This window comes from Rhizobium sp. BK049, from assembly GCF_014193135.1.
Classification (GTDB): Bacteria; Pseudomonadota; Alphaproteobacteria; order Rhizobiales; family Rhizobiaceae; genus Rhizobium.
In genome coordinates this window covers 123,775-145,758 of the sequence record NZ_JACHYV010000010.1, presented here as the reverse complement: position 1 = coordinate 145,758, position 21,984 = coordinate 123,775, and the positions used below count along the sequence as shown (strand labels likewise).

The following is a 21,984-nucleotide window of genomic DNA, read 5'->3' as shown; positions in this document are numbered from 1 at the left end:
ATGAAAGCGTGCTGAACAAAATATGAAAATCCCTAAGATTTCCTTTTACTCATAAACGTTTGCATCCTTGTGTCCGTTCCGCAAAATCCACGGTTGCGGCAAAAGCGCAAGAGGAGAACGGCGCCGATTGACGAAGGCCAGTGCGAAACCTAACGCTACGGCGGCCGATAAATCCTTGAGGAGACCCGAGATGATCGAATTTGCCGCTGCAAACGGGCCGCGCCTGATGCTCGATGAAACATCGGTGCTGGATATCGGCGGATGCATCGTCGACGGCGTCGATATCGCGCCAAAGCGCGCCATTCCCGACGATGGGGATCCGCGAATCGACCACTCGCTCGAAGGTTTTCTCTTCACCTGCGGGCCGGATCATATCCGCCATCGCCAGCCGATCGCCGGCCGTGCCGACGGCAAGGTCTATCCGCTGCACGGATCGGCCTCCGGCCACGCCGCCAAGATCCTGTGGACGAAATACGAGAATGGCAATGCCGAATGCCGCGCCGATATCGACATCATCACCGTCGAGGGATTGCCGCAGCGCATCGAGCGGCTGTGGCGGATCGACGGCGTGAACGGCGAGGTGCGGCTCGAAGACCGGGTTATCAATACCAGCGATCAGGTGGTGCCGACCTTCCTGATGTACCATATGAATGTCGGCGGCAAATGGCTGGACGACGGCACGCGGCTCGAAGGCCGGATGCTGGAGAATGGCGGCTTCCCCTGGACATTCGGCGAGGAGCCGGGCGGCATCTTCTGTGTGCCGGCGACGGTGGAGGGCTTGGCGGAAGTCCGGCTCGGGCCGATCGCCGCAATCGGCGGCAGGACGCTCAGCGTGCGCTTCCGCGCCGATACGCTGCCTTATCTGCAGGTCTGGCGAAACCAGAAGGCGCCCGCTCATATTATCGGCATCGAGCCGGTGTCGCATCGCTGGGTATCGCGCGACGAGCTTCAGGCGGCCGGTGAATTCAACATGCTCGCCCCAGGCGAAAGCCGCAGCTATGCGCTGACCTTTGCGTTCCTGTGAGTGAAGTGTTGTTGACGCTTGCGGGCCTCCCGTCGTAGACCATCAGCCCACGATCTTTGAGGAGACAAGACGATGGATATTCGCCAGATCGACGATGAATATTCGGTTTCGGGGCAGATCACGCTTGAGGACCTCGACGAGATCAAGGCGCTCGGCTTCAAATCGATCGTCTGCCATCGCCCCGACCATGAAAGCCCCGACCAGACATCATTCTCCGTCATCGAGGCGCGTGCCAAAGAGCTCGGACTCGATATCGCCCACGTCCCGGTTGGACCGATGGGCGTGACCGAAGAGGCGGTGCAGGGAATGGTTGACGCGCTCGATGAATTCCCGCGGCCAATGCTCGGCTACTGCCGCTCGGGGGCGCGCTCGACGGCGATCTACCAGAAAACCCACCATATCCGCAGTTGAGCGTTGTGTGGGACGCTGATTTTCAGGCGCTGCTCCGCAGCGCCGCCACTTCCAATCACCCAGGAGACGATAATGAGCATTAAGCGTATCGACGTCGGCGCACGTATGAGCGGCGCCGTCATTCACGGCAACACGGTCTACCTCGCAGGCCAGGTGGGCGAGGGCGAAAGCGTCACCGATCAATGCAAGTCGGCGCTCGCCGAAGTCGACCGTCTGCTGGCGGCCGCCGGCAGCAGCAAGTCGAAGATCCTGCAGACCCTCGTCTATCTTTCCGACATTGCTTATTTCGGCGAGATGAACGCAGCCTGGGAAGCCTGGATCGATCCGGCCAATCCGCCGGCACGCGCCACCAGCGAAGCCAAGCTCGCCGCGCCGAAATACAAGGTCGAGTTCATCGTCACGGCTGCGCTCGGCTAAGGTCGCCGCAGTTCCGTCTCTGTAAAGCCGGTGGGGCAACCTTACCGGCTTTTTGTTTGCGCGATTTCCGAAAGCGTTCTGGTCGGTGTGATCGCTTCCGGATCGAGCTTCACTTCGATGATCGCCGGTTTGCCGCTTGCGCGTGCGCGCTCGAAGGCGGGAGCGAATTCCTCTGTGCTTTCCACCGTCTCGCCGTGGCCGCCATAGGCGCGGGCAAGGGCTGCGAAGTCGGGGTTGGTCAGATCGGTGCTGCTGACGCGACCGGGATATTCACGCTCCTGGTGCATGCGGATCGTGCCGTACATGCCGTTGTTGATAACGATTGCGATGATCGGCAGATCGTAGCGGATGGCGGTTGCGAATTCCTGACCGTGCATCAGGAAGCAGCCGTCGCCGGCAAAACAGATGACCTCGCGCTCGGGAAAGAGCCGCTTGGCAGCCACTGCCGCCGGCAGGCCGTAACCCATCGAGCCGGAGGTGGGAGCGGCCTGGGTGTTGAAGCGGCGGAACCGGTGGAACCGGTGCAGCCAGGTGGCGTAGTTGCCTGCGCCATTGGTGAAGATCGTTTCCGGCCCGATATTGTCTTCCAGCCACTCCATGATCGGTCCCATATGGACGGCGCCAGGACCCGTGGCCGGCGGCTTCGACCAGGCGAGATAGGCCTGATGCATATGCGCGGTCCGCTCCGCCCAGCGCGGCTCGGCCGGGGCTTCGAGATCGGCGAGTGCTTCGACAAAATCGGCGGGGCTGGCGCAGATGGCAAGATCGGGACGATAGACGCGGCCGAGCTCCGACGGGTCCGGATAAATATGAACGAGCGACTGGGCCGGGTAGGGGATGTCGAGCAGCGTATAGCCGGAGGACGGCATTTCCGACATGCGGCCGCCGAGCAGGATCAAGAGGTCGCTCTCCTTGATCTCCTTGGCGAGCCCTGGATTGATGCCGATGCCGACATCGCCGGCATAACAGGGGTGAAGATGATCGAACAGCATCTGTCGGCGGAATGAACAGCCTACCGGCAGCTGAAAACGTTCGGCGAAGGTTGTGAAATCGGCGACGGCATCGGCATCCCATCGCGTGCCGCCGAGGATTACCATCGGCCGTTCGGCCTTCAAGAGTCTTACATAAAGGTCGTCGATCTGGCTGCGGCCGGGATGGGCCTCGACGCTGGCATAACGCCTGGCGCGGGGTGCTTCGACCTCGTCGCGCAGCATGTCTTCCGGCAGGGTGAGCACCACGGGGCCGGGACGGCCGGAGGTTGCGACCGCAAAGGCGCGGGTGACGAATTCGGGAATGCGGGCGGCGTCGTCGATCTCACCAACCCATTTGGCGAATTCGGTGAAGGCGCGGCGGAATTCGACTTCTTGAAAAGCCTCCCGTTCGCGCGCCTCTCGCTGCACCTGGCCGATCAGGAGGATCATCGGGATCGAATCCTGCTTGGCTATATGCAGGCCGGCGGAGGCGTTGGTGGCGCCGGGGCCGCGGGTCACCATGCAGATGCCCGGCTCGCCGGTGAGCCGGCCCCAGCAATCGGCCATCATCGCCGCCCCGCCTTCCTGCCGGCAGACGAGGACGTCGATATCGCTGTCGCGCAATGCGTCGAGAACGGCGAGGAAACTCTCGCCAGGCACGCAGGAGAGACGTTTGACGCCATTTGCCTTCAGCGCCTCGACAATCAACTCCCCGCCCGTCTTTTTCATAATGATACCTTCATCATGACGATGCCTTCCTCTCAAGCTCGGCCAGTTCCGCCAGAATTTCCTCTCTATGCTCGCCGAGACGCGGGCTGGGCCTGGCGTAGCGCAAAGGTGTTTCCGACAGCACGACTGGCGTCCTGACCCCGGGGATGACGGTGCCAGCGGAATCGGCAAGGTCGATGCGCAGACCGCGAGCTTTCACCTGCGGGTCGGCGAACATTTCCTCGATCGTGTTGATCGCGCCTGATGGAACCGCGTTCTGCTCGCAGGCCTTCAGGAGATCCGCTTTCTGCCATTTCAGCGTCTCGGTGGAGATCAGGCGGCGCACCTCGCCGCGGTTGGCGACGCGGGCTTTGTTGGTGGCGAAACGCTCGTCATCCGCGATCGTCTCCAGGCCGAGGATGGTAGAGAGGCGGCGGAACTGGCCGTCGTTGCCGACGGCCAGGATGAGATAACCGTCGGCCGTCGGTACGACTTCATAGGGCGAGATGTTCGGATGGGCGTTGCCGAGGCGGGTCGGTGCGGCGCCGGAGACGAGGTAATTCATGTTCTGATTGGCGAGCACGGCCGATTGCACGTCAAGCAGGGCCATGTCTATCAACTGGCCTTCGCCGGTTTTCAAGGCATGGATCAGGGCGGCCTCGATCGCCGAGACGGCATAGATGCCGGTAAAGATGTCGGCGATCGCCACGCCCGCCTTCATCGGCTGGCCGTCCGGCTCGCCGGTGATCGACATGAAGCCGGACATGCCCTGAACGATGTAATCGTAGCCGGCGAATCCGGCATAGGGGCCGGTCTGGCCGAAGCCTGTGATCGAGCAATAAACGAGCCTCGGGTTCACCTCGCGAACGCTGTCGTAATCGAGCCCGTATTTGACGAGGCCGTCGACCTTGAAATTCTCGATTACCACGTCGGCAGTGGCTATGAGACGACGGACGAGCTGCTGGCCCTCAGGGCTCTTGAGGTCGGCGGTGATGGAGCGTTTGCCGCGATTGGTGGCGTGGTAATAGGCGGCCGAGAGATTTTCGCCGTCCGCACCTTCGACGAAGGGCGGTCCCCATTGGCGGGTGTCGTCGCCACCGTCGGGATTTTCGACCTTGATGACGTCGGCGCCGAGATCGGCAAGCATCTGACCCGCCCAGGGGCCGGCGAGCACGCGGGCAAGCTCGATTACCCGGATGCCGGCAAGCGGCGGTTTGTTCGTCGCGGTCTCGGTCATGTTCCTCCCGTCGGTGTCTACGGCGCCAGCGTCACCTCAGATGTATCGGATACGGGCTTTGAAGCAAAGCGGCGCTCGCGCCATAGGATGTAGAAGCCCGAGGCCATGATGATCGTGATGCCGAGCCATTTGATCGCATCCGGAAAGTCACCGAAAACAAGCCAGGCGAAGATCGTAGCTGAGACGATCTCGAAATATTGCAAAGGTGCCAGCGTCGACGCCGGTGCTGCCCGATAGGCGTAGACGCCGAGGATTCCGGCTGTGGCGGCCATGGCCCCGACGCCGGCGACATAGAACCAGGCGCTGCCTGCGGGCATGACGGGATCGAAGAGATCGGAGCCGCTTCCTTCACCGATAAAAAGCAGGAGGGTGCAGAAGAGCAAGCCCCAGATGCCCATCTGAAACTGCATCGACCAAGGGTCCTCGCTGTGTGAGAGGACGCGGGTCATCAACACGAAGGTCGCGACGCAGAGCGCCGTCAGGATGGGCAGGAGCGCGATGTAGCCGACCTCTTCGAAACTCGGCTGAATGATCAGCATCGCCCCGAAGAAGCCGACGCCGCAGGCGGTGTAACGCCGCCAGCCGATCGTCTCCTTGAGGAAAATGCCGCCGAAGATGGTCACGATGATCGGCTCGATGAAGAAGATCGCGATCGCGTCGGCGACCGCCATGTATTTCAACGTGGTGACGAAAGAGATCATCGAGACGGTGATGATGAAGCCGCGGATGGCGTGGAACAGGCTCTGACGCCAAGAGAAATCGGCAAAGCTGCGCCTCCATAGCACGATCGGCAGCATGCAGAGCGCCTGCACGACGAAGCGGCCGGCGGTGATCTCGGCTGACGGGACGGTTACGACGGCAAGCTTGGCGAAGATATCGATGAGCGGCGAGACCATCACCGACAGAAACATCAGCGCCAGCCCTATCGTCACTTCGGAGGCGGACGAAGCGGCGCGGGCGGAGGGGCTACTCATGACGGATTCTTTCTGGCTTTGGATGTCGCGAGTGCCTCTTCGCACCAGTCCGCGAAGGCTGCGATCGCCGCGTCGGCGCCAATTTCGTTCAGCGTCTCATGCCGCATACCCTGATATATCACTGTACTGATACGAGAGAAGCCTCTGGCTTTCAAATTGTTTGACAGCCAGCGCACGGCTTTTCCACTCTCCGTCGCGGGATCATTGGCGCCGCCGACGAGATGGATTGGCATATCACGCGGCAGCCGATCCAGATGGAGTTTCTGCGGCGCGCGAAAAGTCAGCTCGAAGAGATCGAGCCAGAGCGAGACTGATGCGTCAAAGCCGCAGAGCGGATCGGCGATATATTTGTCGACTTCATCGGCGTGGCGCGACAGCCAGTCGAACTCGGTGCGGCGGTCCGGGATCGATTTTCCCCAAGCTCCGAAGGTGAGCTTCGGCAAGAGGCCGCTCGGGACGTCGGAGCCCTTCAGCATACGTTCCGCAAGGAGGATCGCCTGGGCGGCTCGGCCGGCAAGGCCGACTGCGAAATTCGAATTCCAGACGGCGACAGCATCGAAGTCGGAGGGAGCGGTGACAGCGGCATTGAGCGCGATGAGGCCGCCCATCGAATGGCCAAATAGGATCACCTTCAGGCCGGGATTGCGCGAGGCCGCATGGGCGCGCATGGCAATGACGTCGCCGATCACCCGATCGACGCCATTCCAGCGGGCGAAGCGGCCAATCGGCGCGTCGGGCGCGGTCGTCTCGCCGTGGCCACGGTGATCATGGGCATAGACGTGATAGCCGCGCCCCGCCATCGCCTCGGCAAAGCGGCCATAGCGCTTCGAGTGCTCCGCCAGGCCGTGCGATATCAACAGGATGCCGCGTGCCGGAGCGGCGGCTTCGGCATGGTGATAGGCCAGAGACGCTTCCCCTATGGCGAGCCTTTGCGTATCAGAAAACATCCGGATCCTCCCTGCCGCAGCAGAGCAGATCGCTACTGCATAATTCCTTAAAGCGGAATCGATTTGGGCAGAATATTCTGCAACTATAAGTGCGACAGCGTCCGTGCGTAACTCAAGAACAGGGAGCTTCCCGGAACAGCCGACTGTTTCCGACGACGCAGTCGAGAACAAATTCCAGGATAGTTGCGATTCAGGGTTGCTGCCGTTTATGCTTTGTGCTTATCTGTTCCTGCATTGTTCTTCTTTTGGGGGTTGAAATGAGCAGCATGCAGTTGCGTACCTTTACATTCGTCGCGTCGATGATCCTTGCCGGCGCTGCCGTGGCGCAGGAGGCCGAGGGCCGTACCCGTTTCATTCTTGCTGCGAGCTGGCAGCCCGCCTTCTGCCAGACGAACCAGAAGAAGCCCGAATGCGCCAGCCAGACCGGCGAGCGCCATGACGCGACGAATTTCTCCCTGCATGGCCTGTGGCCGATGCGGCAGGATTATTGCGGCGTCAGCGACGATCAGAAGGCTGCCGACAAGGACGGCAAATGGGATACTTTGCCTGATGTCGCGCTTTCGGCCGAGACGAAGGCGTCGCTTGCAAAGGCGATGCCCGGCACGCAGTCCGGCCTCGAACGGCACGAATGGATAAAGCATGGCACCTGCACGAAAATGAGCGTGGAAGATTATTTCGGCGTCGGCGTCCATCTGGTGGATGCGCTCAATACATCGGCCGTGCGCGATCTCTTCGCCGCCAATATCGGCAAGACGGTCAGGGCCGAGGCGATCAAGGCTGCTTTCGACAAGAGCTTCGGACCGGGTGCGGGCGAGCGCGTCAAGATGAGCTGCCGGCGAGCCGGCAATGTCAGGGTGATCAGCGAGTTGACGATCGGCCTGTCTGCTGATGCGGGAACGGCATCGGCAAAAAGCGCGGGCCTTGCCGATCTGATCCAGGGAGCGGGAAAAACCTCGTTCGGCTGTGACGAGGGCGTTGTCGATGCGGCGGGCTTCTGACCGGAATCCGGCGTAAACGGGTTTCGGCGTTGCTCATAGGCGCTGTTTCGCCTACATAGCGGCACGAAACGAAGTTTCCCGCCCGGAGCAGCGCAGCATGGCACGTCAATTCATCTATCATATGTCCGGCCTCAACAAGGCCTATGGCAACAAGAAGATCCTGGAGAACATCCACCTTTCGTTCTACCCGGATGCCAAGATCGGCATCCTCGGACCGAACGGCGCCGGTAAATCCACTGTGCTGCGCATCATCGCCGGCCAGGACAAGGAGTATACCGGCGAAGCCTGGCTCGCCGAGGGTGCCACAGTCGGCTATCTCGAGCAGGAGCCGAAACTCGACCCTACCAAGACTGTTTTCGAGAACGTCATGGAAGGTGTTGCCGCGAAGACGGCGATCGTCGATCGTTACAACGAATTGATGATGAATTACTCGGACGAGACAGCGGAAGAGGGTGCGAAGCTCCAGGACATCATCGACAGCCAGAACCTCTGGGATCTGGAAAGCCAAGTCGAGATGGCGATGGAAGCCCTGCGCTGCCCGCCGCGCGATGCCGAGGTCACCAGCCTGTCCGGTGGTGAGCGCCGCCGCATCGCACTCTGCCGCCTGCTGCTCTCGCAGCCGGATCTGTTGCTGCTCGACGAGCCGACTAACCATCTGGACGCCGAAACCATCGCCTGGCTCGAAAAGCATCTGCGCGACTATCCCGGCGCCGTGATGATGATCACCCACGACCGCTACTTCCTGGATAACGTCACCGGCTGGATCCTCGAACTCGATCGCGGCCGCGGCATCCCTTACGAAGGCAACTACTCCGCCTATTTGCAGGCCAAGGCCAAGCGCATGCTGCAGGAAAACCGCGAAGAGGCATCGCGCCAGAAGGCGATCAGCCGCGAGCAGGAATGGATTGCCTCCAGCCCGAAGGCTCGCCAGGCCAAGTCGAAGGCGCGTATCAAATCCTACGAGCAGTTGGTGGAGGCGGCCGAGAAGCAGCGTCCCGGCGACGCGCAGATCATCATCCCGGTCAGCGAACGGCTCGGCCAGGTGGTCATCGAGTTGGAAGGCATCACCAAGGGCTTCGAGGGTCGCACGCTGATCAACGACCTGTCGATCAAGCTGCCGCCGGGCGGCATTGTCGGCATCATCGGCCCGAACGGCGCCGGCAAGACGACCCTGTTCAAGATGATCACCGGCCAGGAAAAGCCGGATAGCGGCTCGATCCGCATCGGCGAGACCGTGCATCTCGGTTATGTCGACCAGAGCCGCGACGCGCTGGCCGCCGACAAGACGGTCTGGGAGGAAATCTCCGGTGGCGCCGAAATCATCAAGCTCGGCAAGTTCGACATGAACTCGCGTGCCTACTGCGGCGCCTTCAACTTCAAGGGTGGTGATCAGCAGCAGAAGGTCGGCAATCTCTCGGGCGGTCAGCGCAACCGCGTGCACCTCGCCAAGATGCTGAAGGCCGGGGGCAATGTTCTGCTGCTCGACGAACCCACCAACGACCTCGATACGGAAACGCTCGGCGCTCTCGAAAACGCGCTCGAGAATTTCGCCGGCTGCGCCATCATCATCAGCCACGACCGCATGTTCCTCGACCGTCTGGCGACGCACATCCTGGCTTTCGAAGGCGAGGGCCATGTCGAATGGTTCGAAGGCAATTTCGAGGATTACGAGCAGGACAAGATCCGCCGCCTCGGCCCCGACGCCCTCAATCCTGGCAGTCAGGCTCACAAGCGCCTGACGCGCTGATCCTGCATTATTTCTGCTTGCAAAGGCCCCGGTTCGACCGGGGCTTTTTCATCTCAGGCCCTGTCGCAATTTGCGCAGGCAGTTTCGCGAACAGTGTGAATTGCCGCTTGCCACCGCTTTTCAAATCACATAAAGATATCTTTATATCTTGATTGGGCTGATGATGAGCGAACCTTTGAAGCTGGGACTGGATGGGCTGGTGGACGTCTTGAAGGCGGCCGGCGAACCCACGCGTCTGCGTCTTCTGGCGCTTCTCGACGGCGGCGACCTGACGGTGACCGATCTTACCGAAATCCTCGGCCAATCGCAGCCGCGAATCTCCCGCCACCTGAAGCTGCTCGGCGAGGCTGAACTGATCGAACGTTATCAGGAAGGGGCCTGGGCCTATTTCCGCCTCAAACAGGACGGCAAGGCGGCCATGCTGGTGCGGGCATTGCTGAGACACGTCTCCGAGAATGATCCGACCATCCTTCGCGACGGCGAGCGGCTTTCGCAAGTCAAGCGCCAGCGGGCCGAGCGGGCGCAGGCCTATTTCAGCCGCAATGCCGCCGAATGGGACGAGCTTCGTCGCCTGCACGCGGCCGATGAGGAGGTCGACGCCGCCGTCATTCGGCTGCTCGGCAACCAGCCGATCGATTCGCTGCTGGATCTCGGCACCGGCACCGGCCGCATCCTCGAACTCCTGTCCGGGCTCTATCGCCGCGCTGTCGGTGTCGACGCCAGCCGCGACATGCTGAGCGTGGCGCGCGCCAATCTCGACAAATCGCGTATCACCAAGGCGACGGTGCGCCACGCCGATATCCTCAACCTTCCGTTCGAGGGGCAGGATTTCGACCTGGTGACGATCCATCAGGTGCTGCATTTCTTCGACCAGCCGGAGATTGCGATCGCGGAAGCGGCGCGCATGCTGCGGCCGGGCGGGCGGCTCGTGGTCATCGATCTCGCACCGCACACGCTCGAATATCTCCGCGACGAACATGCCCATGTCCGTCTCGGCTTTTCGCACCAGGCGATGTCCGACTGGCTGCGCAAAGCCGGGCTCGACGTCGAGCAGGTCGTCGATCTTCATCCGGGTCAGCAGGGCGGGCAGGGGTTGACGGTCACCGTCTGGCTCGCGCGCGATCCGAGGCGCCTCATGGCTTCGCAGACCAGCGAAGGCGCCGAAGCTACATTTGCCGGGAGAGTATGAACATGGCTTTGAAAAGCGAAGGACGCGGGCGCAACTTCGGGATCTCCTTCGAGTTCTTTCCACCGAAATCGGAAGAAATGGAGGCGCAGCTCTGGGATGCCGTCGCTAAGCTGCAGGACTGGGATCCGGATTTCGTGTCGGTGACCTATGGCGCCGGCGGCACCACCAAGGCGCCGACGCTGTCGGCGGTCACGCGCTTCCTGTCGCAGACGCCGCTTGCCACCGCTTCGCACCTGACCTGCGTCGGTGCGACGAAGGAGGAAACGCATCAGATGATCGATACGTTTCGCAAGGTCGGCGTAAAGCATTTCGTGGCGTTGCGCGGCGATGCGCCTGGCGGCGTCGGTGCGCCCTATCAGCCGCATCCCGGCGGTTACGCCAATGCCGCGGAACTGGTGGCCGGTCTCAAGTCGGTCGGTGATTTCGAGATTTCGGTCTCCGCCTATCCTGAAAAACACCCGGAAAGCCGTGATACGGCCGCCGATATCGAGATGCTGAAGCGCAAGGCCGATAACGGCGCTGACCGGGCGTTGACGCAGTTCTTCTTCGACAACGACAATTTCGAGCGCTACCTGGAGCGGGTGCGCGCCGCCGGCATTTCGATCCCGATCGTGCCCGGCATCATGCCGATCCAGAACCTGACGCAACTGAAGCGTTTCGCCGGCGCCTGTGGCGCGGTCATCCCGGCCTTCCTCGATGAGCGTTTCGCGGGCTTCGACGACAAGCCTGAGGATCGGGCAAAGGTGGCGGCCGAAGTTGCTGCCGAGCAGATCGAGGATCTCGTCCGGCGCGGCATCGGTGATTTCCATCTCTATACGATGAACCGCGCGCCGCTGGTTTCCGCGGTGCTCGACAACCTCGGCTACTCCCGTCGGGCGGCAAAGAGCGCGGGCGCCGCCGCCTGATCCTTTCAGACGTTCAAAAGTGAAAAAGCGCATGTCGGGCGGGACATGCGCTTTTTCGTTGGCGGATTGATCAGGGGAGTTTAGGCACTATCAGCGCTACCAGCCCGCCAGCTCAAATAAAGAGCATGGACAGGACGAAAGCAAACGCTGCACTGACCAACAGAACATTCAAGGATTGCGTGAGTCCCATGTCTGTCTCCTCGCGTTAACCGACCGATATTATGTCTGAAATATGTCGGTTGAAAAGCGGATTTTATGCTGCGCTGCCGAAGCGGTCGGCGGATAAGGCGAATAGCGTTTTCACAAATTATTGATATCACAGGATAATTTCGTGCTTATTTTTGTTCACAGATTTTAACGCCGCGTTAAATCGGGCGATTGAGGATTTACCTATGCGCCCGAAACATGGCGGCTCGGCAATCAGTTGAAAACATAGGGAATATGCAACCATCCTTCAGGCAGCTTTCACCACCAGGCGGTAGGCGCGGCCATCGAGGATGACAAGGCCGAAACCGATCAGCGCCATGCCCGCGAATTCGCCAACCGCCAGCCGTTCTCCGAGGAAAAGCACGCCGAGCAGGATGGCGCTTGGCGGCACCAGCAGGGTGACAAGCGAGGCGTTGGTGGCGCCCGCCGCCGCCATGATCCGGAAATAGAGAATGTAGGCGAAAGCGGTCGACACCAGCGCCAGTGCCAGGACGGCGAGCAGGATATCGAGCGGCGGCAAGGAGAGCGTCCAGGGGCGATCGGCCAGCAGCGACAGCGGCAAAGTGATCAGCGAGGACGCGGTCAACTGGCCGGCTGCGGTGACCGGTGCCGGAACGTCCTTGAATCGCTTGCCGTAGGTGGCTGCGAACCCGTAGGAGATGGCGGCAAGCACAGGGAGCAGCAGCGCCCAGAGGGGGGCTTGGCCGCTGGCCGACAGGCCAGGGCTGACCAGCACAATCGTTCCGGCGAGGCCGACGAGGCAGCCGGCGATCTTGGCCGAGGACAGCTTTTCGTCGGAGGTGAGATAATTGGCGATCAGCACGGTCCAGATCGGCGTCGTTGCGTTCAAGATCGCCGCAAGGCCGGCGCCGATGCGGGTTTGACCGAAGAAGATCAGCGCATGCGGCAGGGCATTGTTGATCAGCCCTAGGATCAGGAATTCGCGCCAGCGGGCTTTCAGGGTCGAATAGATATCGAAACGGCCGGCGATATAGACGTGCAGCGCCAGCCCGGCCAGCAGCAGACGGAGGAAGACGAGCGTCAGCGGCGGGATATGCTGGACGGCGATGCGCGCGAAGAAAAAGGAGCCGCCCCAGATAAGACCAAGCAGGAGCAGCAGGCTCCAGATCCAGGCACTCATTCTGCTGTCCATGCCCTCGTCCTCCAAAAAGCCGCATCTCTAGACCCGGCGTCGCTCCTCAGCATTATGCTTTAACGCGGACGGTGAGCGGCGCCACCCGTTTCTTGCGAAACGAGCGGCGGGGAGTGCCAGAGGCGATCAGAGAGCGTTGAGAAGGGCAGGCGTCGCCCAGCCGTCGGCCGGTATGCCCAAGCGCTGCTGTTCCTTCTGGATTGCGATACGCGTGCCGGAACCGAGAATACCGTCGATCTCGCCGACATCGTGGCCGAGTGACTGCAGCTTGGTCTGCAGCGTCTTCATCTGGTCGTTGGCAAGACCCTGTTCCGGTGTGCCCTTGAGATAGGTCGGGGCGCCGGAAAGGCGGGTGGCGAAATAGGCGGCCGACGTCGTGTAGATGAACGATTTGTTCCATTCGAGATAGATCTTGAAATTGGGATAGGCGATGAAGGCCGGTCCCATGCGGCCCTGCGGCAGGACCAGATCACCCTCCAACTCACCGAAGGCCGTGTTTCCGTCGCGCGGCTTGACGCCGAGCGCGAACCACTCGCTCGCCTTCATTGCGCCGCCAAGGCCGGATTTCTCCCAAGGCAGGTTGTCGGGGAGGGTGACTTCCTGCAGCCAGGGCTGACCGCGCTCGAAGCCGAGATGCTGGATGAATTTCGCTGCCGTCAGGATGGCGTCCGGGCCGCTCTGCTTCAGGCGGACATGGCCGTCGCCGTCGCCATCCATGCCATAGGCGATGATGTCGCGCGGCAGCATCTGAACCTGGCCTATCTCGCCGGCCCAGGCGCCGGTGTTGGTGGCGGGGTCGAGGTCGCCGTGCTCGACCATCTCGATCAAGGCGATCAGCTGCGGGCGGAAGAGCTCCGGGCGGCGGCAGTCGTGCGACAGCGTCACCAGGGCATTGCGGGTGTTGAAATCGCCCTGGACGGCACCGAAATCGGTTTCCATCGCCCAGAATGCAGTGATCACGCCTGGGGGAACGCCGAATTCCTGCTCGGCCCGGGCAAAGACGTCGGCATATTGCTTCATCTTCTGGCGGCCGATGTCGAGGCGGGCCTGGCTAACAGTGCGCTGCGAGAATTCGAGGAAGGTCTGCTTGAAGACGCCTTGGGCGCGGTCCCGGCTCAGGACCTTGGGATCGATTTCGGCGCCGGCCAGCGCCTCGTCGGCGGCCGCGGCGCTGGCGCCTGCGGCGACCGCATCAGCCTTGACGCCCTGGAGGAAGGCCGACAGATCGCCGCCGCAGGGAGCTGCCGGAGCCGAGGCCGTGGGCGCCTGCTGGGCGGCCGCGCCGCCTGCAAAAGCAAGGCCAAACAGGAGGGCGAGTGCAGAGCGGCTTGCGAGCGAGCGGTGCATGAAGGTGGTCCTTATAGCAAATGGATATCCGTCGCTTTCACAGAGGAATGTGACGGAAGCAAGAAAGATTGAAAGACGTTACTAAGAATTTCTATCCTTGGAAACGGCCGCGACCCAATTGTTCCAGTTCTTTGCGCTGCCGGCAAAGACGTTGATGTCGGTCGGCCCCTTGATGCCGGGAATAACGCCGGTCGAGGTATATTGCCAGAAGGCCCAGCGGCGGTCGGAATAGGTCACTTCGGGATGTTTCGCCACCGAGCGGACCCAGAAATGATAATCCTGGAAATAGCCGGCGAGATTGTCGCGGTGGAAATCCACCGAAGTATAGATGATCGGGCGCTTGCCGTAATAGGCCTCCAGCCGGTCCATGAAGCGCTGCATTTCGGAGCGCACCGTTACCGGGTCGGGACGATAGCGGCAGGTCTTCGATTCGGCGTTCCACTCGACGTCGAGCACCGGCGGCAGGCGCATGGCCTCCTTGGGCACGTTGCGGATGAACCAGTCGGCCTGCTCATCGGCCGAGGAGCAGAAATAATAGAAATGGTAGGGGGCGTGCGGGATGCCGGCGGCGCGCGCCTCGCGCCAATATTCGTCGAAGCGCGGATCGACCCTGTCCTTGCCTTCCGTCGCCTTGATGAAGGCGAAGCCGACGCCGGAATTCCTCACCGTCGCCCAGTCGATGTCACCCTGCCATTTGGAAATGTCGATGCCGTGGATCGCGTTCTGTTGCGGATGCTTCGAGCCGAAATCCTGAGGATCGGTGTCCTGGAAGCGCGTCTTTGGCTTTATCGATGCGGTTTCGAGATAGTCATGACCGGAGGAGGAGCAGCCCGCCAGCAGGATGGCCAGGGGCAGAACGCAAAACAAAAGCCGGCGCATGGGTATCCCGTCGTGAACCGAATGATCTCTTTGCCCCACAGCCTGACCTTCGAAAATGACGAGCCCAGCAGAGGAATAACCCTCTTTTCATCATATCAACGTAAAAAATCGGTTAGTTTCAAGCGAATTATGAGCGCCTGCTGATAATGGCCGCCCGCCAGGCGTAACCGCCGCCGACTGTTTCAAAGGAAAATCGCGCATTGTGTTCCTCGGCTTGCGCTTCCAGGACCTCCTGCAAATCGGCGCGCGGAGTGACATGGAATTTAGCAAGCCAGGCCTGCAGCATGCGGCGGAACCAAGGCGGCAGGCCTTCCTGCTGGCCGAAATCGACGATATGCAGCTGGCCGCCGGGATTGAGTGCGGCGATCGACGCATCGACGGCGCGTTCCCAGTCAGGGATCATCGACAGGGCATAGGAGATCAGGATACGGTCGAAGCCGCTGACGCCGAATTCGCGCGGGGTAAACGCCGTGGCATCGGCGACGCGGAATTCTGGAAGCGTCGCCTTGGTGGCGAAGGTCTTGCGAGCCGAGATCAGCATTTCTTGGGAAATGTCGAGGCCGAACAGCTTGGCGCTCGGGAAATGCCTGTGAGCCAAAGCCATGTTGCGGCCGGTACCGCAGCCGACTTCGAGCAGGGTGCCGCTGTCTGGCACGTCGAGATTGCGAATCGTGCTGTCGCGGCCGAGGAGGTAATATTTGCGGGTCAGGTCGTAGATATGGCGCTGGTAGCGGTACATGCCATCCATCAGGCTGGCATGTTGAGCGCTCTTTCCTGCCGTCTCGGCTCCGATCTTTCTCACGCCTTCTTCCCGTAAATGTGGAAGCCGCCGTAGATCGCCGAGCGATCGAGCGCGGTCAGCTCTCGCGACTTCTCTTCGAAATAATCCCATTGGTCGCGGATCGAAGGTGACAGACGGCCTTCGATGATGCTTCTTTCGGCGGCGGTACGGAAGATTACGCGAGCGCCTTCGCGCGCCGTGCGGGTGATCTCCCGCCAGACGTCGTTCAGCTGTCCGTCGGTCATCCAATCCTGCGCGTCGAGCAGGATATAACGGTCGCGGGAAGCCGCCGGCTCGCGGGCCAGAAGTTCGGTGAAGCTTGCGTGGTGGACGTTGACGCGGTCGATATTGGCGCGGATCACCTCGTAGTGCTCCGGCTTCAGATAGGTTGGCAACGGGCCTTCTTCTTCGGTGCCGTAGCGGCGACCGAAGGCCTGCCAGGCGAAATAGTTGTCGCGCATCGGGAAATGACAGGCGAGCTTTTCCAGGCGATGCTTCAGCACCGGCGCGATCGAATGATCGTCAGCAAGACTTGCGAGCTCATCATATTGCTGCGGCGGAATGCCGAGGCCGAAGAGCGAACTTTTGCGGCCGGTGATCCAGCGTACGACCGGCTTTTCGAACAGGGGTGCGATCTGCTCGTCGAAGAACTGGCGCTGCTCGCGGATCGAACGGGTTTTGGTCATTTCGCGTAGCTTGACGCCGTGCAGACGGGCAAGGAGGTGGGCAGCACCGATGAAGCGGCCGAGTAGGCCGGTTTCATAGATGTTGCGGTCGAAGACGGTGACGCGGCGGCGGCCGAACTTGCGGCCGTTCCAGTAACTGCGCGTCGCCTCGTCGAGTTTGGCAGCGAGATGCTGATCATAAGCGCGGCTGTTCGATTTCTCGTTCGGCATCGCCAGGAAGCGGATGAGATCGGCGTGACAGGGAAGGTGCTTGAAGGCGGCAAGCTTCAGGCGGTTCAGCGCGATATGGTGCGGGTTGAGGTCGACGACGTCGATCGAAGCCGGCGCCTTGGAGAGATAGGCGAGCATGTTGCAGCCGCCCGAACCGATGGTGACGATACGGTGATTGGGCTTCAACTCCATCGCCTGCATGTCGAGATCCGGATCCTCCCAGATCTGCGGATAGACGAGGCCGGAGAAGAGAAGACCGAAGAGCCGCTCGGAGAAGCCCTCCTTCGAAAAAGGCTTGTGGCGGAGAAGGGCGTCCTTGAGTTTCCGGTTCTTGCGGAAGCCGGCATCCGGTGCAAATTCTGACATGAGTCTGTCACCTTTTTAGCGTTCAGGGCGTGTAGCGCGCCACTGCTACAGTTTGATGACGTGGGCTGTGGGCCTGCGCCGTTCGAGAACATCGCCCTCCTCGGAAAGTGATTGGGTGACGGAATATTCTTCGCGCCGCGCCCTTTCCGGCAGGCGGAATTCCTGCTTCTCTCCAAGCATTCGGAGGAATGCCATGCGATTTGTCCTGCGTGTCCTGAAGGCGCTTGCTCTCCTTGTCGTTCTCATCGTCGTTGCCGGCGCCGCCTGGCTGTTCGTCCGGCCGCCGGAGCTTCTGCGCGTCGGCGGCGGCTATGCCGCCAAGATCGTCTGCTCCAATGTCTTCATTGCCGGCCGGGAGGCGGATGATGTGCTCCATGACGATGTCCAGGCGCCCGGAAATCCGTTGCTTCGGCTGATGAGTGTAAGCGTCGATCGCGAAAACAGCCGTGTGACGGCGCGCTTCATGGGGCTGTTCGCGCCAGGTTACGCCTTCTATCGCAGCGGTCTCGGTTGTACGAGCGTGCCGGACGGCGACTTCGAGGCGGCGGCGAATGCCGTGCCCTTCGATGCGACGGTCAAAGCGGAGACGAATGATGCCTTATGGCCGCAGGGCGAGGGCGTAGGTGATCCCGACGAGAAGATCGCCGCGCTGCTGGGCGATGCCGGACTTTCCGGCCCGGCGATGCGGGCGATCGTGGTCGTGCGTGACGGCCGCATCGTCGCCGAAGCCTATGGCGCCGGATTCTCGGCGAAGACGCCGCTGATCGGCTGGTCGATGACGAAGACGGTGAATGCCGCGATCCTGGGACGGCTGATGCTCGACGGCAAGATCTCCTTCGACGACGATCATCTTCTGGCGCAGTGGAAGGACGATGCGCGGGCCAATATCAAGGTTTCCGACCTGCTCGGCATGGAGAGCGGCCTCGCCTTCAATGAGAATTATGGCGATGTCGCGGATGTGACGCGCATGCTCTATCTCGACCCCGACATGGTGTCGTTGCCGGCCAATGCCCCGATAGAGGCGCCGCCGGGGCAGCGCTTCCGCTATTCGAGCGGCACTGCGGTGCTCTTGTCGCGTATCTGGATGGACAGGGTAGGCAATGCGCCGGCAGCCTTTTTCTATCCGCACGACGCGCTCTTCTCCCCTCTCGGCATGACGAGTGCCGTCTTCGAACTCGACGCGCGCGGCACCTTTGTCGGAAGCTCCTATCTCTACGCGACGGCGCATGATTGGGCCCGCTTCGGGCAGTTCCTGTTGCAGGATGGCGTGTGGAAGGGCCAGCGGCTGTTGCCGGAGGGCTTCGTCGGCGCCATGCGCACGCCGACGGCGGCGTCGAACGGCCGGTATACGCAAGGTCAGGCCTGGCTTGCGCCCGGTGGCTCAAGCGCCGCGTTCGGGCTGCCTGAGGATACGTTCTGGCTCACGGGGCATGACGGGCAGAGCATGGCGATCGTGCCTTCCGCCAATCTGATCGTCGTCCGGCTCGGCCTGACGCCGGGCTGGCTCGGCTATCAACCGCAGACGCTGCTGAAGGCAGTTCTGGCGGCGTTGCCGCAAGCGCGAGCGCCGCAACAGCAAGCCGAATCACACCGGCAGGCTCAGCCGCAGCCGTAGGCTACGACCGCTGTTTCAATTGGTTTGTTTTGGTAGCTGCCAGGTTTCAGTAATTACCCTGGGCGACATCATTCATGCCCTTGCGCTTGGCGTCGTAGTAATAGCCGCGCGCATAGAGGCGGACAGCGTCGTCTTCTTTGTTGTCGGAGACGAGCCAGGCGCCGCGCAGATATTTTGCGGCATATTTGATGTTGGTCTCGGCGTCGAAGAGGCCGCCCGGCGCACCGTCATAGCCCATAGATTTGGCGGTGTTGTATTTGATTTGCATGAGGCCGAAATAGCCGCGCTTGTTGTAAGCCTTCGGATTGTAGCGGCTCTCGCGATGAACGATGCGGTGGAGCAGCGTCTCGGGAATTTCATAGATCTTCGAATATTTCTGGATGAGCTTAGTGACGAAGCTCTTCTCGACGGTCGGCGCATCGTCCCTGTCGTCGTCGCTGAACATCGGGGGAGCCGTCGGCGGATCGATCGGTCCTGACTCGTCGAAGCCGTAATCCATGGAACGCGGCGTGGTGTCGACTGCGGCAAGTGCTGCAAGCGCGCTGTTCTGCGGGGTGGCGGCAAAGGCAAGCTGCGTCGCCGGCTGTGACGGCGTTCCCGGGCGCGGCGTCGGCACGACGGATTGGATCGCTGTCATCTCGGGCGTCAGGGGGATCTGCGCGTAGGCCGCCGGCTGTATGCCGGCCTGCATGGTCAGATCGGCAGGCTGGGAGCCCGGCGCGGTCGGCATCGCGGTTGCGGTGAGCGACGGAGCTGCCTGGGGAAGAACGCTGCCGGCGATCGCCTGGCCGGCAGCACTTTCAGCTGTCGGGACTGCGGCAAGCATCGCATCTTCGCCAGGCTTCGGCGTCGGCACCACGGTCTGAGCGGCTGTCAGTTCGGCCTGAGAGGTATATTCGACGCTCGTGCAGCCGGTGATCACGCCGCAGCAGAGCACCGTAGAAACGACAAGACTGCGTTTCAGGCCGGACAATCCGATCGCTACCATTCCGTCACTTTCGTGAAATCGCGCCGCCCCGGCAGCGTTATAAAAGTTACTAAAAAGCTTAAACCCGATGACCCCATTAACCTATTCGTTGCATTCCGGCAACCACGGAATATTTCTAAGCTGCAATAGCGCGATACGCGGATTTCTAAGCCGCAATACGGCGATACCCAGCCGTGACGGCGCCTGCAGCGATCAGCAGGGTGCCGCCGGTGCGGTTCACGGCGCGCTGAACGCTCGCCTTGCGAATCAGTCCGCGAGCGGAATGGGCCAGAAAAGCGTAGGTGGCGGCGTTGAGGATCGCCAGCACCAGGAAGGTTGCTTCCATGATCGTCATCTGCCCGAAGAAGGGCAGGGCCGGGTTGAGGAACTGCGGCACGAAGGCGACGAAGAAGACGATACTCTTCGGATTGAGGGCGGTGACGATATAGGCGTGGAGGAAGATCTTAAGCGACTTTTCCTCCGGCAGATTGTCGTTGTCGGCGACCGGCTCGCCAATCACCGGAGCCCGCCAGAGCTTGATTCCCAGCCATATCAGGTAGGCGCCGCCGATCCACTTCAAGAGGGTGAAGAGGGCGGCGGAGGTGGCGAGCACCGCGCCGAGACCGAACAGGGACGCGGTCATTGCGGTGAAGTCGCCAAGCGCCACTCCGCTCACCGTCGCAAAGGCCGTCCGGCGGCCATGACCGAGCGCATAGGAGACGACGAGCAGTATCGTCGGTCCCGGTATGGCCAGCATGATGGCGGATGCGGCAGCAAAAGCGAGCCAGGCTTCAAGCGACATGGAATCTCCTCCTATTCCGTCGGGAACAAGCAAAGACACCATATTAACCGTCCGTCAATCATGCTTCTTTGTATTTCTGGCCTATATTGTCCATGACTTCAGCAAACCATGCCGTCGACAGGTCAAAAGCTTTGCCACCTTTGATGCGGGGAAATTCTATAGTGCGCAACTTACCGTTCTGCGCTTCGTCATGGCCGGTGACGCCGGAGACCTTATTGAGCGCGCTTTCGACAGCGAGATCGACCATGCTCTGGATCAGCCTGAGGTCGTCGGCATTGGCCGGGGCCGATCGAGCGAAATAGCCCGATTTCTGTACCAGCGAACGCTCTGCGTTCAGCAAGTTGGCGAATTGTTTCTGGAACCAGGCGCCGACATTGATCGTGTCGATCTTCACGTGGCCGAAAGCGTCACGCTTGACGGTCTCACCCGCAGCTTCGCGCTCGGCGACGATGGCGTCGAGGCAGGCGCCTTCCGAGACGAAGACGGTGGCATGGCCGGTGCGGTCCATGATGTCCTTCAGGCGGGCGGCCTCGGCGTCGAGGTCGAAGGCTATTTCGGGCAGATAAACGGCGTCGATGCTCTTCAGATGCGCGTCCATCATCAGGCCGTCGACATATTGGTTGCGACTGGTGCGCTGAAGATAGGCATGGGCGGTGGCTGCCGTCAGCCAGCCGCAATGGCGGCCCATCACCTCATGGATGACGAGCGTGCGCGGCGCGGCCGTCTGCTCGTTGCTGACATTGTCGAAGAAATGCGCGCCGACTTCGGCGGCCGTCCAGGCGCCGAGCGACTGGCGGATGGGGACGACATCGTTGTCGACCGTCTTCGGCAGACCGACGACCGTCAGGTCGTAGCCGTTGGCGGCGAGGTAGGCTGCAAGGTCGGCGGCGGTGGTATTGGTGTCGTCGCCCCCGATCGTATGGAGAATGGTAATGCCGTCATCGGCAAGACGCTCGGCGGCGACCCTCAGCGGGTTCTCGCCTTCCTTGACAAGGCCGCGCTTGACGCAGTCCGCGGCATTGGTGAGCTTGACGCGGCTATTGCCGATCGGTGAGCCGCCATAGCGGTGCAGTAGCGGCGCCGTTTCCCGCATTTGACTGGTGATCTCGATGCGGTCACCGAGCAACACGCCCTGATAACCGGACTTATAGGCGACGATGTCGATTTCGGGCGCGACGTCACTGTAGCGTTCGATGAGGCCGCCAACTGCGGAGGAAAGACAGGGCGCCAGGCCTCCGGCGGTCAGCATTGCGACTTTCTGTTTGGCCATGATCCCTCCTATGGTGTTCAGTGCGGCAGCGTTAGCTAGCGCATGGATGCGGCAGGGAAAGGGCTCTGTAAAGTAAAGAATTTACGAAAAAAGCGGCTTTTTGCCGGGTTGAACGGCGAAGGTGGCGCGAAGTATCGATATAATCGTTTCAAGCCTGCTTTGCTTGTCCGGAA

The 21,984-nt window shown here is 61.4% G+C and carries 21 protein-coding genes; 8 read left to right on the top strand and 13 right to left on the bottom strand.

The annotated features are described in order from the left end of the window. Positions 1-190 precede the first annotated feature (190 nt). The 3 genes from FHT70_RS13215 (at position 191) to FHT70_RS13205 (ending at position 1,852) form a co-directional block, all read left to right on the top strand. Positions 191-1,024 carry a DUF4432 family protein gene (locus tag FHT70_RS13215; protein ID WP_183701768.1) on the top strand — a complete coding sequence of 278 codons (834 nt, stop codon included), beginning with the start codon at positions 191-193 and terminating at the stop codon, positions 1,022-1,024. A 72-nt stretch (positions 1,025-1,096) separates the two neighbouring features. Further along, positions 1,097-1,435, top strand: coding sequence for a TIGR01244 family sulfur transferase (locus tag FHT70_RS13210; protein WP_085778809.1), 339 nt, complete (start codon positions 1,097-1,099; stop codon positions 1,433-1,435). 72 nt (positions 1,436-1,507) lie between these two features. Then, complete coding sequence (locus FHT70_RS13205; RefSeq protein WP_183701765.1) at positions 1,508-1,852, top strand: RidA family protein; 345 nt, start codon at positions 1,508-1,510, stop codon at positions 1,850-1,852. Between the two features lie 41 nt (positions 1,853-1,893). Here the strand turns inward: FHT70_RS13205 and FHT70_RS13200 are convergent, their stop codons facing one another. From FHT70_RS13200 to FHT70_RS13185, 4 genes are read right to left on the bottom strand one after another with little or no spacing between them, the layout of a single operon-like run. Further along, a complete protein-coding gene (locus FHT70_RS13200; RefSeq protein WP_183701762.1) occupies positions 1,894-3,552 on the bottom strand; it encodes a thiamine pyrophosphate-binding protein in 1,659 nt (552 codons plus the stop codon). Between the two features lie 13 nt (positions 3,553-3,565). After that, positions 3,566-4,768, bottom strand: a complete 1,203-nt coding sequence (locus tag FHT70_RS13195; protein WP_183701760.1) for a CaiB/BaiF CoA-transferase family protein — start codon at positions 4,766-4,768, stop codon at positions 3,566-3,568. Between the two features lie 17 nt (positions 4,769-4,785). Beyond that, positions 4,786-5,742, bottom strand: a complete 957-nt coding sequence (locus tag FHT70_RS13190; protein WP_183701758.1) for a DMT family transporter — start codon at positions 5,740-5,742, stop codon at positions 4,786-4,788. Beyond that, a complete protein-coding gene (locus tag FHT70_RS13185) occupies positions 5,739-6,689 on the bottom strand; it encodes an alpha/beta hydrolase (protein ID WP_183701756.1) in 951 nt (316 codons plus the stop codon). The genes FHT70_RS13190 and FHT70_RS13185 overlap by 4 nt, the downstream gene beginning before the upstream one ends. Before the next feature lie 257 nt (positions 6,690-6,946). Between FHT70_RS13185 and FHT70_RS13180 the strand changes: the two genes are divergently transcribed. The 4 genes from FHT70_RS13180 to metF all read left to right on the top strand — a co-directional run bounded on the left by FHT70_RS13180 (position 6,947) and on the right by metF (position 11,528). Next, a complete protein-coding gene (locus FHT70_RS13180; RefSeq protein ID WP_183701754.1) occupies positions 6,947-7,687 on the top strand; it encodes a ribonuclease in 741 nt (246 codons plus the stop codon). Positions 7,688-7,784: 97 nt separating this feature from the next. Beyond that, the gene (ettA, locus tag FHT70_RS13175; protein WP_011426118.1) at positions 7,785-9,434 is read left to right on the top strand and encodes an energy-dependent translational throttle protein EttA; all 1,650 of its coding nucleotides are present in this window, start codon (positions 7,785-7,787) and stop codon (positions 9,432-9,434) included. 163 nt (positions 9,435-9,597) lie between these two features. Then, the gene (locus FHT70_RS13170; protein ID WP_085780130.1) at positions 9,598-10,623 is read left to right on the top strand and encodes a metalloregulator ArsR/SmtB family transcription factor; all 1,026 of its coding nucleotides are present in this window, start codon (positions 9,598-9,600) and stop codon (positions 10,621-10,623) included. 2 nt (positions 10,624-10,625) lie between these two features. Further along, positions 10,626-11,528: a methylenetetrahydrofolate reductase [NAD(P)H] gene (gene metF / locus FHT70_RS13165; protein WP_183701752.1), complete on the top strand. Its 903-nt coding sequence runs from the start codon at positions 10,626-10,628 to the stop codon at positions 11,526-11,528. Positions 11,529-11,982: 454 nt separating this feature from the next. On the opposite strand, the gene FHT70_RS13160 is transcribed toward metF, so the two are convergent. From FHT70_RS13160 to FHT70_RS13135, 6 genes are all read right to left on the bottom strand, one after another. After that, complete coding sequence (locus tag FHT70_RS13160) at positions 11,983-12,888, bottom strand: DMT family transporter (RefSeq protein ID WP_183701750.1); 906 nt, start codon at positions 12,886-12,888, stop codon at positions 11,983-11,985. Between the two features lie 126 nt (positions 12,889-13,014). Beyond that, positions 13,015-14,235, bottom strand: coding sequence for a lytic murein transglycosylase (locus FHT70_RS13155; RefSeq protein WP_085778799.1), 1,221 nt, complete (start codon positions 14,233-14,235; stop codon positions 13,015-13,017). An 81-nt stretch (positions 14,236-14,316) separates the two neighbouring features. Beyond that, positions 14,317-15,114: a GH25 family lysozyme gene (locus FHT70_RS13150; protein ID WP_085778798.1), complete on the bottom strand. Its 798-nt coding sequence runs from the start codon at positions 15,112-15,114 to the stop codon at positions 14,317-14,319. Between the two features lie 127 nt (positions 15,115-15,241). After that, entirely contained in the window at positions 15,242-15,916 is a 675-nt protein-coding gene (locus tag FHT70_RS13145) for a class I SAM-dependent methyltransferase (RefSeq protein ID WP_183701748.1), read from the bottom strand. Beyond that, complete coding sequence (locus tag FHT70_RS13140; protein WP_183701746.1) at positions 15,913-17,157, bottom strand: DUF3419 family protein; 1,245 nt, start codon at positions 17,155-17,157, stop codon at positions 15,913-15,915. The genes FHT70_RS13145 and FHT70_RS13140 overlap by 4 nt, the downstream gene beginning before the upstream one ends. 45 nt (positions 17,158-17,202) lie before the next feature. Next, a complete protein-coding gene (locus FHT70_RS13135; RefSeq protein ID WP_157131411.1) occupies positions 17,203-17,352 on the bottom strand; it encodes a hypothetical protein in 150 nt (49 codons plus the stop codon). On the opposite strand from FHT70_RS13135, the gene FHT70_RS13130 reads away from it, so the two are divergent. After that, positions 17,351-18,772 carry a serine hydrolase gene (locus FHT70_RS13130; protein WP_183701744.1) on the top strand — a complete coding sequence of 474 codons (1,422 nt, stop codon included), beginning with the start codon at positions 17,351-17,353 and terminating at the stop codon, positions 18,770-18,772. The genes FHT70_RS13135 and FHT70_RS13130 overlap by 2 nt on opposite strands. A gap of 46 nt (positions 18,773-18,818) precedes the next feature. Here the strand turns inward: FHT70_RS13130 and FHT70_RS13125 are convergent, their stop codons facing one another. The 3 genes from FHT70_RS13125 to FHT70_RS13115 form a co-directional block, all read right to left on the bottom strand. Next, positions 18,819-19,760, bottom strand: a complete 942-nt coding sequence (locus FHT70_RS13125; protein WP_183701742.1) for a lytic transglycosylase domain-containing protein — start codon at positions 19,758-19,760, stop codon at positions 18,819-18,821. A 145-nt stretch (positions 19,761-19,905) separates the two neighbouring features. Next, the gene (locus tag FHT70_RS13120; RefSeq protein ID WP_085778793.1) at positions 19,906-20,541 is read right to left on the bottom strand and encodes a LysE family translocator; all 636 of its coding nucleotides are present in this window, start codon (positions 20,539-20,541) and stop codon (positions 19,906-19,908) included. 58 nt (positions 20,542-20,599) lie between these two features. Then, positions 20,600-21,811, bottom strand: a complete 1,212-nt coding sequence (locus FHT70_RS13115; protein ID WP_183701740.1) for a pyrophosphate--fructose-6-phosphate 1-phosphotransferase — start codon at positions 21,809-21,811, stop codon at positions 20,600-20,602. Positions 21,812-21,984: the final 173 nt, after the last annotated feature.

Coding starts and splice junctions, on each gene's coding strand:
- FHT70_RS13215 (WP_183701768.1), top strand. CDS start 191: ATGATCGAATTTGCCGCTGCAAACGGGCCGCGCCTGATGCTCGATGAA.
- FHT70_RS13210 (WP_085778809.1), top strand. CDS start 1,097: ATGGATATTCGCCAGATCGACGATGAATATTCGGTTTCGGGGCAGATC.
- FHT70_RS13205 (WP_183701765.1), top strand. CDS start 1,508: ATGAGCATTAAGCGTATCGACGTCGGCGCACGTATGAGCGGCGCCGTC.
- FHT70_RS13200 (WP_183701762.1), bottom strand. CDS start 3,552: ATGAAAAAGACGGGCGGGGAGTTGATTGTCGAGGCGCTGAAGGCAAAT.
- FHT70_RS13195 (WP_183701760.1), bottom strand. CDS start 4,768: ATGACCGAGACCGCGACGAACAAACCGCCGCTTGCCGGCATCCGGGTA.
- FHT70_RS13190 (WP_183701758.1), bottom strand. CDS start 5,742: ATGAGTAGCCCCTCCGCCCGCGCCGCTTCGTCCGCCTCCGAAGTGACG.
- FHT70_RS13185 (WP_183701756.1), bottom strand. CDS start 6,689: ATGTTTTCTGATACGCAAAGGCTCGCCATAGGGGAAGCGTCTCTGGCC.
- FHT70_RS13180 (WP_183701754.1), top strand. CDS start 6,947: ATGAGCAGCATGCAGTTGCGTACCTTTACATTCGTCGCGTCGATGATC.
- ettA (WP_011426118.1), top strand. CDS start 7,785: ATGGCACGTCAATTCATCTATCATATGTCCGGCCTCAACAAGGCCTAT.
- FHT70_RS13170 (WP_085780130.1), top strand. CDS start 9,598: ATGAGCGAACCTTTGAAGCTGGGACTGGATGGGCTGGTGGACGTCTTG.
- metF (WP_183701752.1), top strand. CDS start 10,626: ATGGCTTTGAAAAGCGAAGGACGCGGGCGCAACTTCGGGATCTCCTTC.
- FHT70_RS13160 (WP_183701750.1), bottom strand. CDS start 12,888: ATGGACAGCAGAATGAGTGCCTGGATCTGGAGCCTGCTGCTCCTGCTT.
- FHT70_RS13155 (WP_085778799.1), bottom strand. CDS start 14,235: ATGCACCGCTCGCTCGCAAGCCGCTCTGCACTCGCCCTCCTGTTTGGC.
- FHT70_RS13150 (WP_085778798.1), bottom strand. CDS start 15,114: ATGCGCCGGCTTTTGTTTTGCGTTCTGCCCCTGGCCATCCTGCTGGCG.
- FHT70_RS13140 (WP_183701746.1), bottom strand. CDS start 17,157: ATGTCAGAATTTGCACCGGATGCCGGCTTCCGCAAGAACCGGAAACTC.
- FHT70_RS13130 (WP_183701744.1), top strand. CDS start 17,351: ATGCGATTTGTCCTGCGTGTCCTGAAGGCGCTTGCTCTCCTTGTCGTT.
- FHT70_RS13135 (WP_157131411.1), bottom strand. CDS start 17,352: ATGGCATTCCTCCGAATGCTTGGAGAGAAGCAGGAATTCCGCCTGCCG.
- FHT70_RS13125 (WP_183701742.1), bottom strand. CDS start 19,760: ATGGTAGCGATCGGATTGTCCGGCCTGAAACGCAGTCTTGTCGTTTCT.
- FHT70_RS13120 (WP_085778793.1), bottom strand. CDS start 20,541: ATGTCGCTTGAAGCCTGGCTCGCTTTTGCTGCCGCATCCGCCATCATG.
- FHT70_RS13115 (WP_183701740.1), bottom strand. CDS start 21,811: ATGGCCAAACAGAAAGTCGCAATGCTGACCGCCGGAGGCCTGGCGCCC.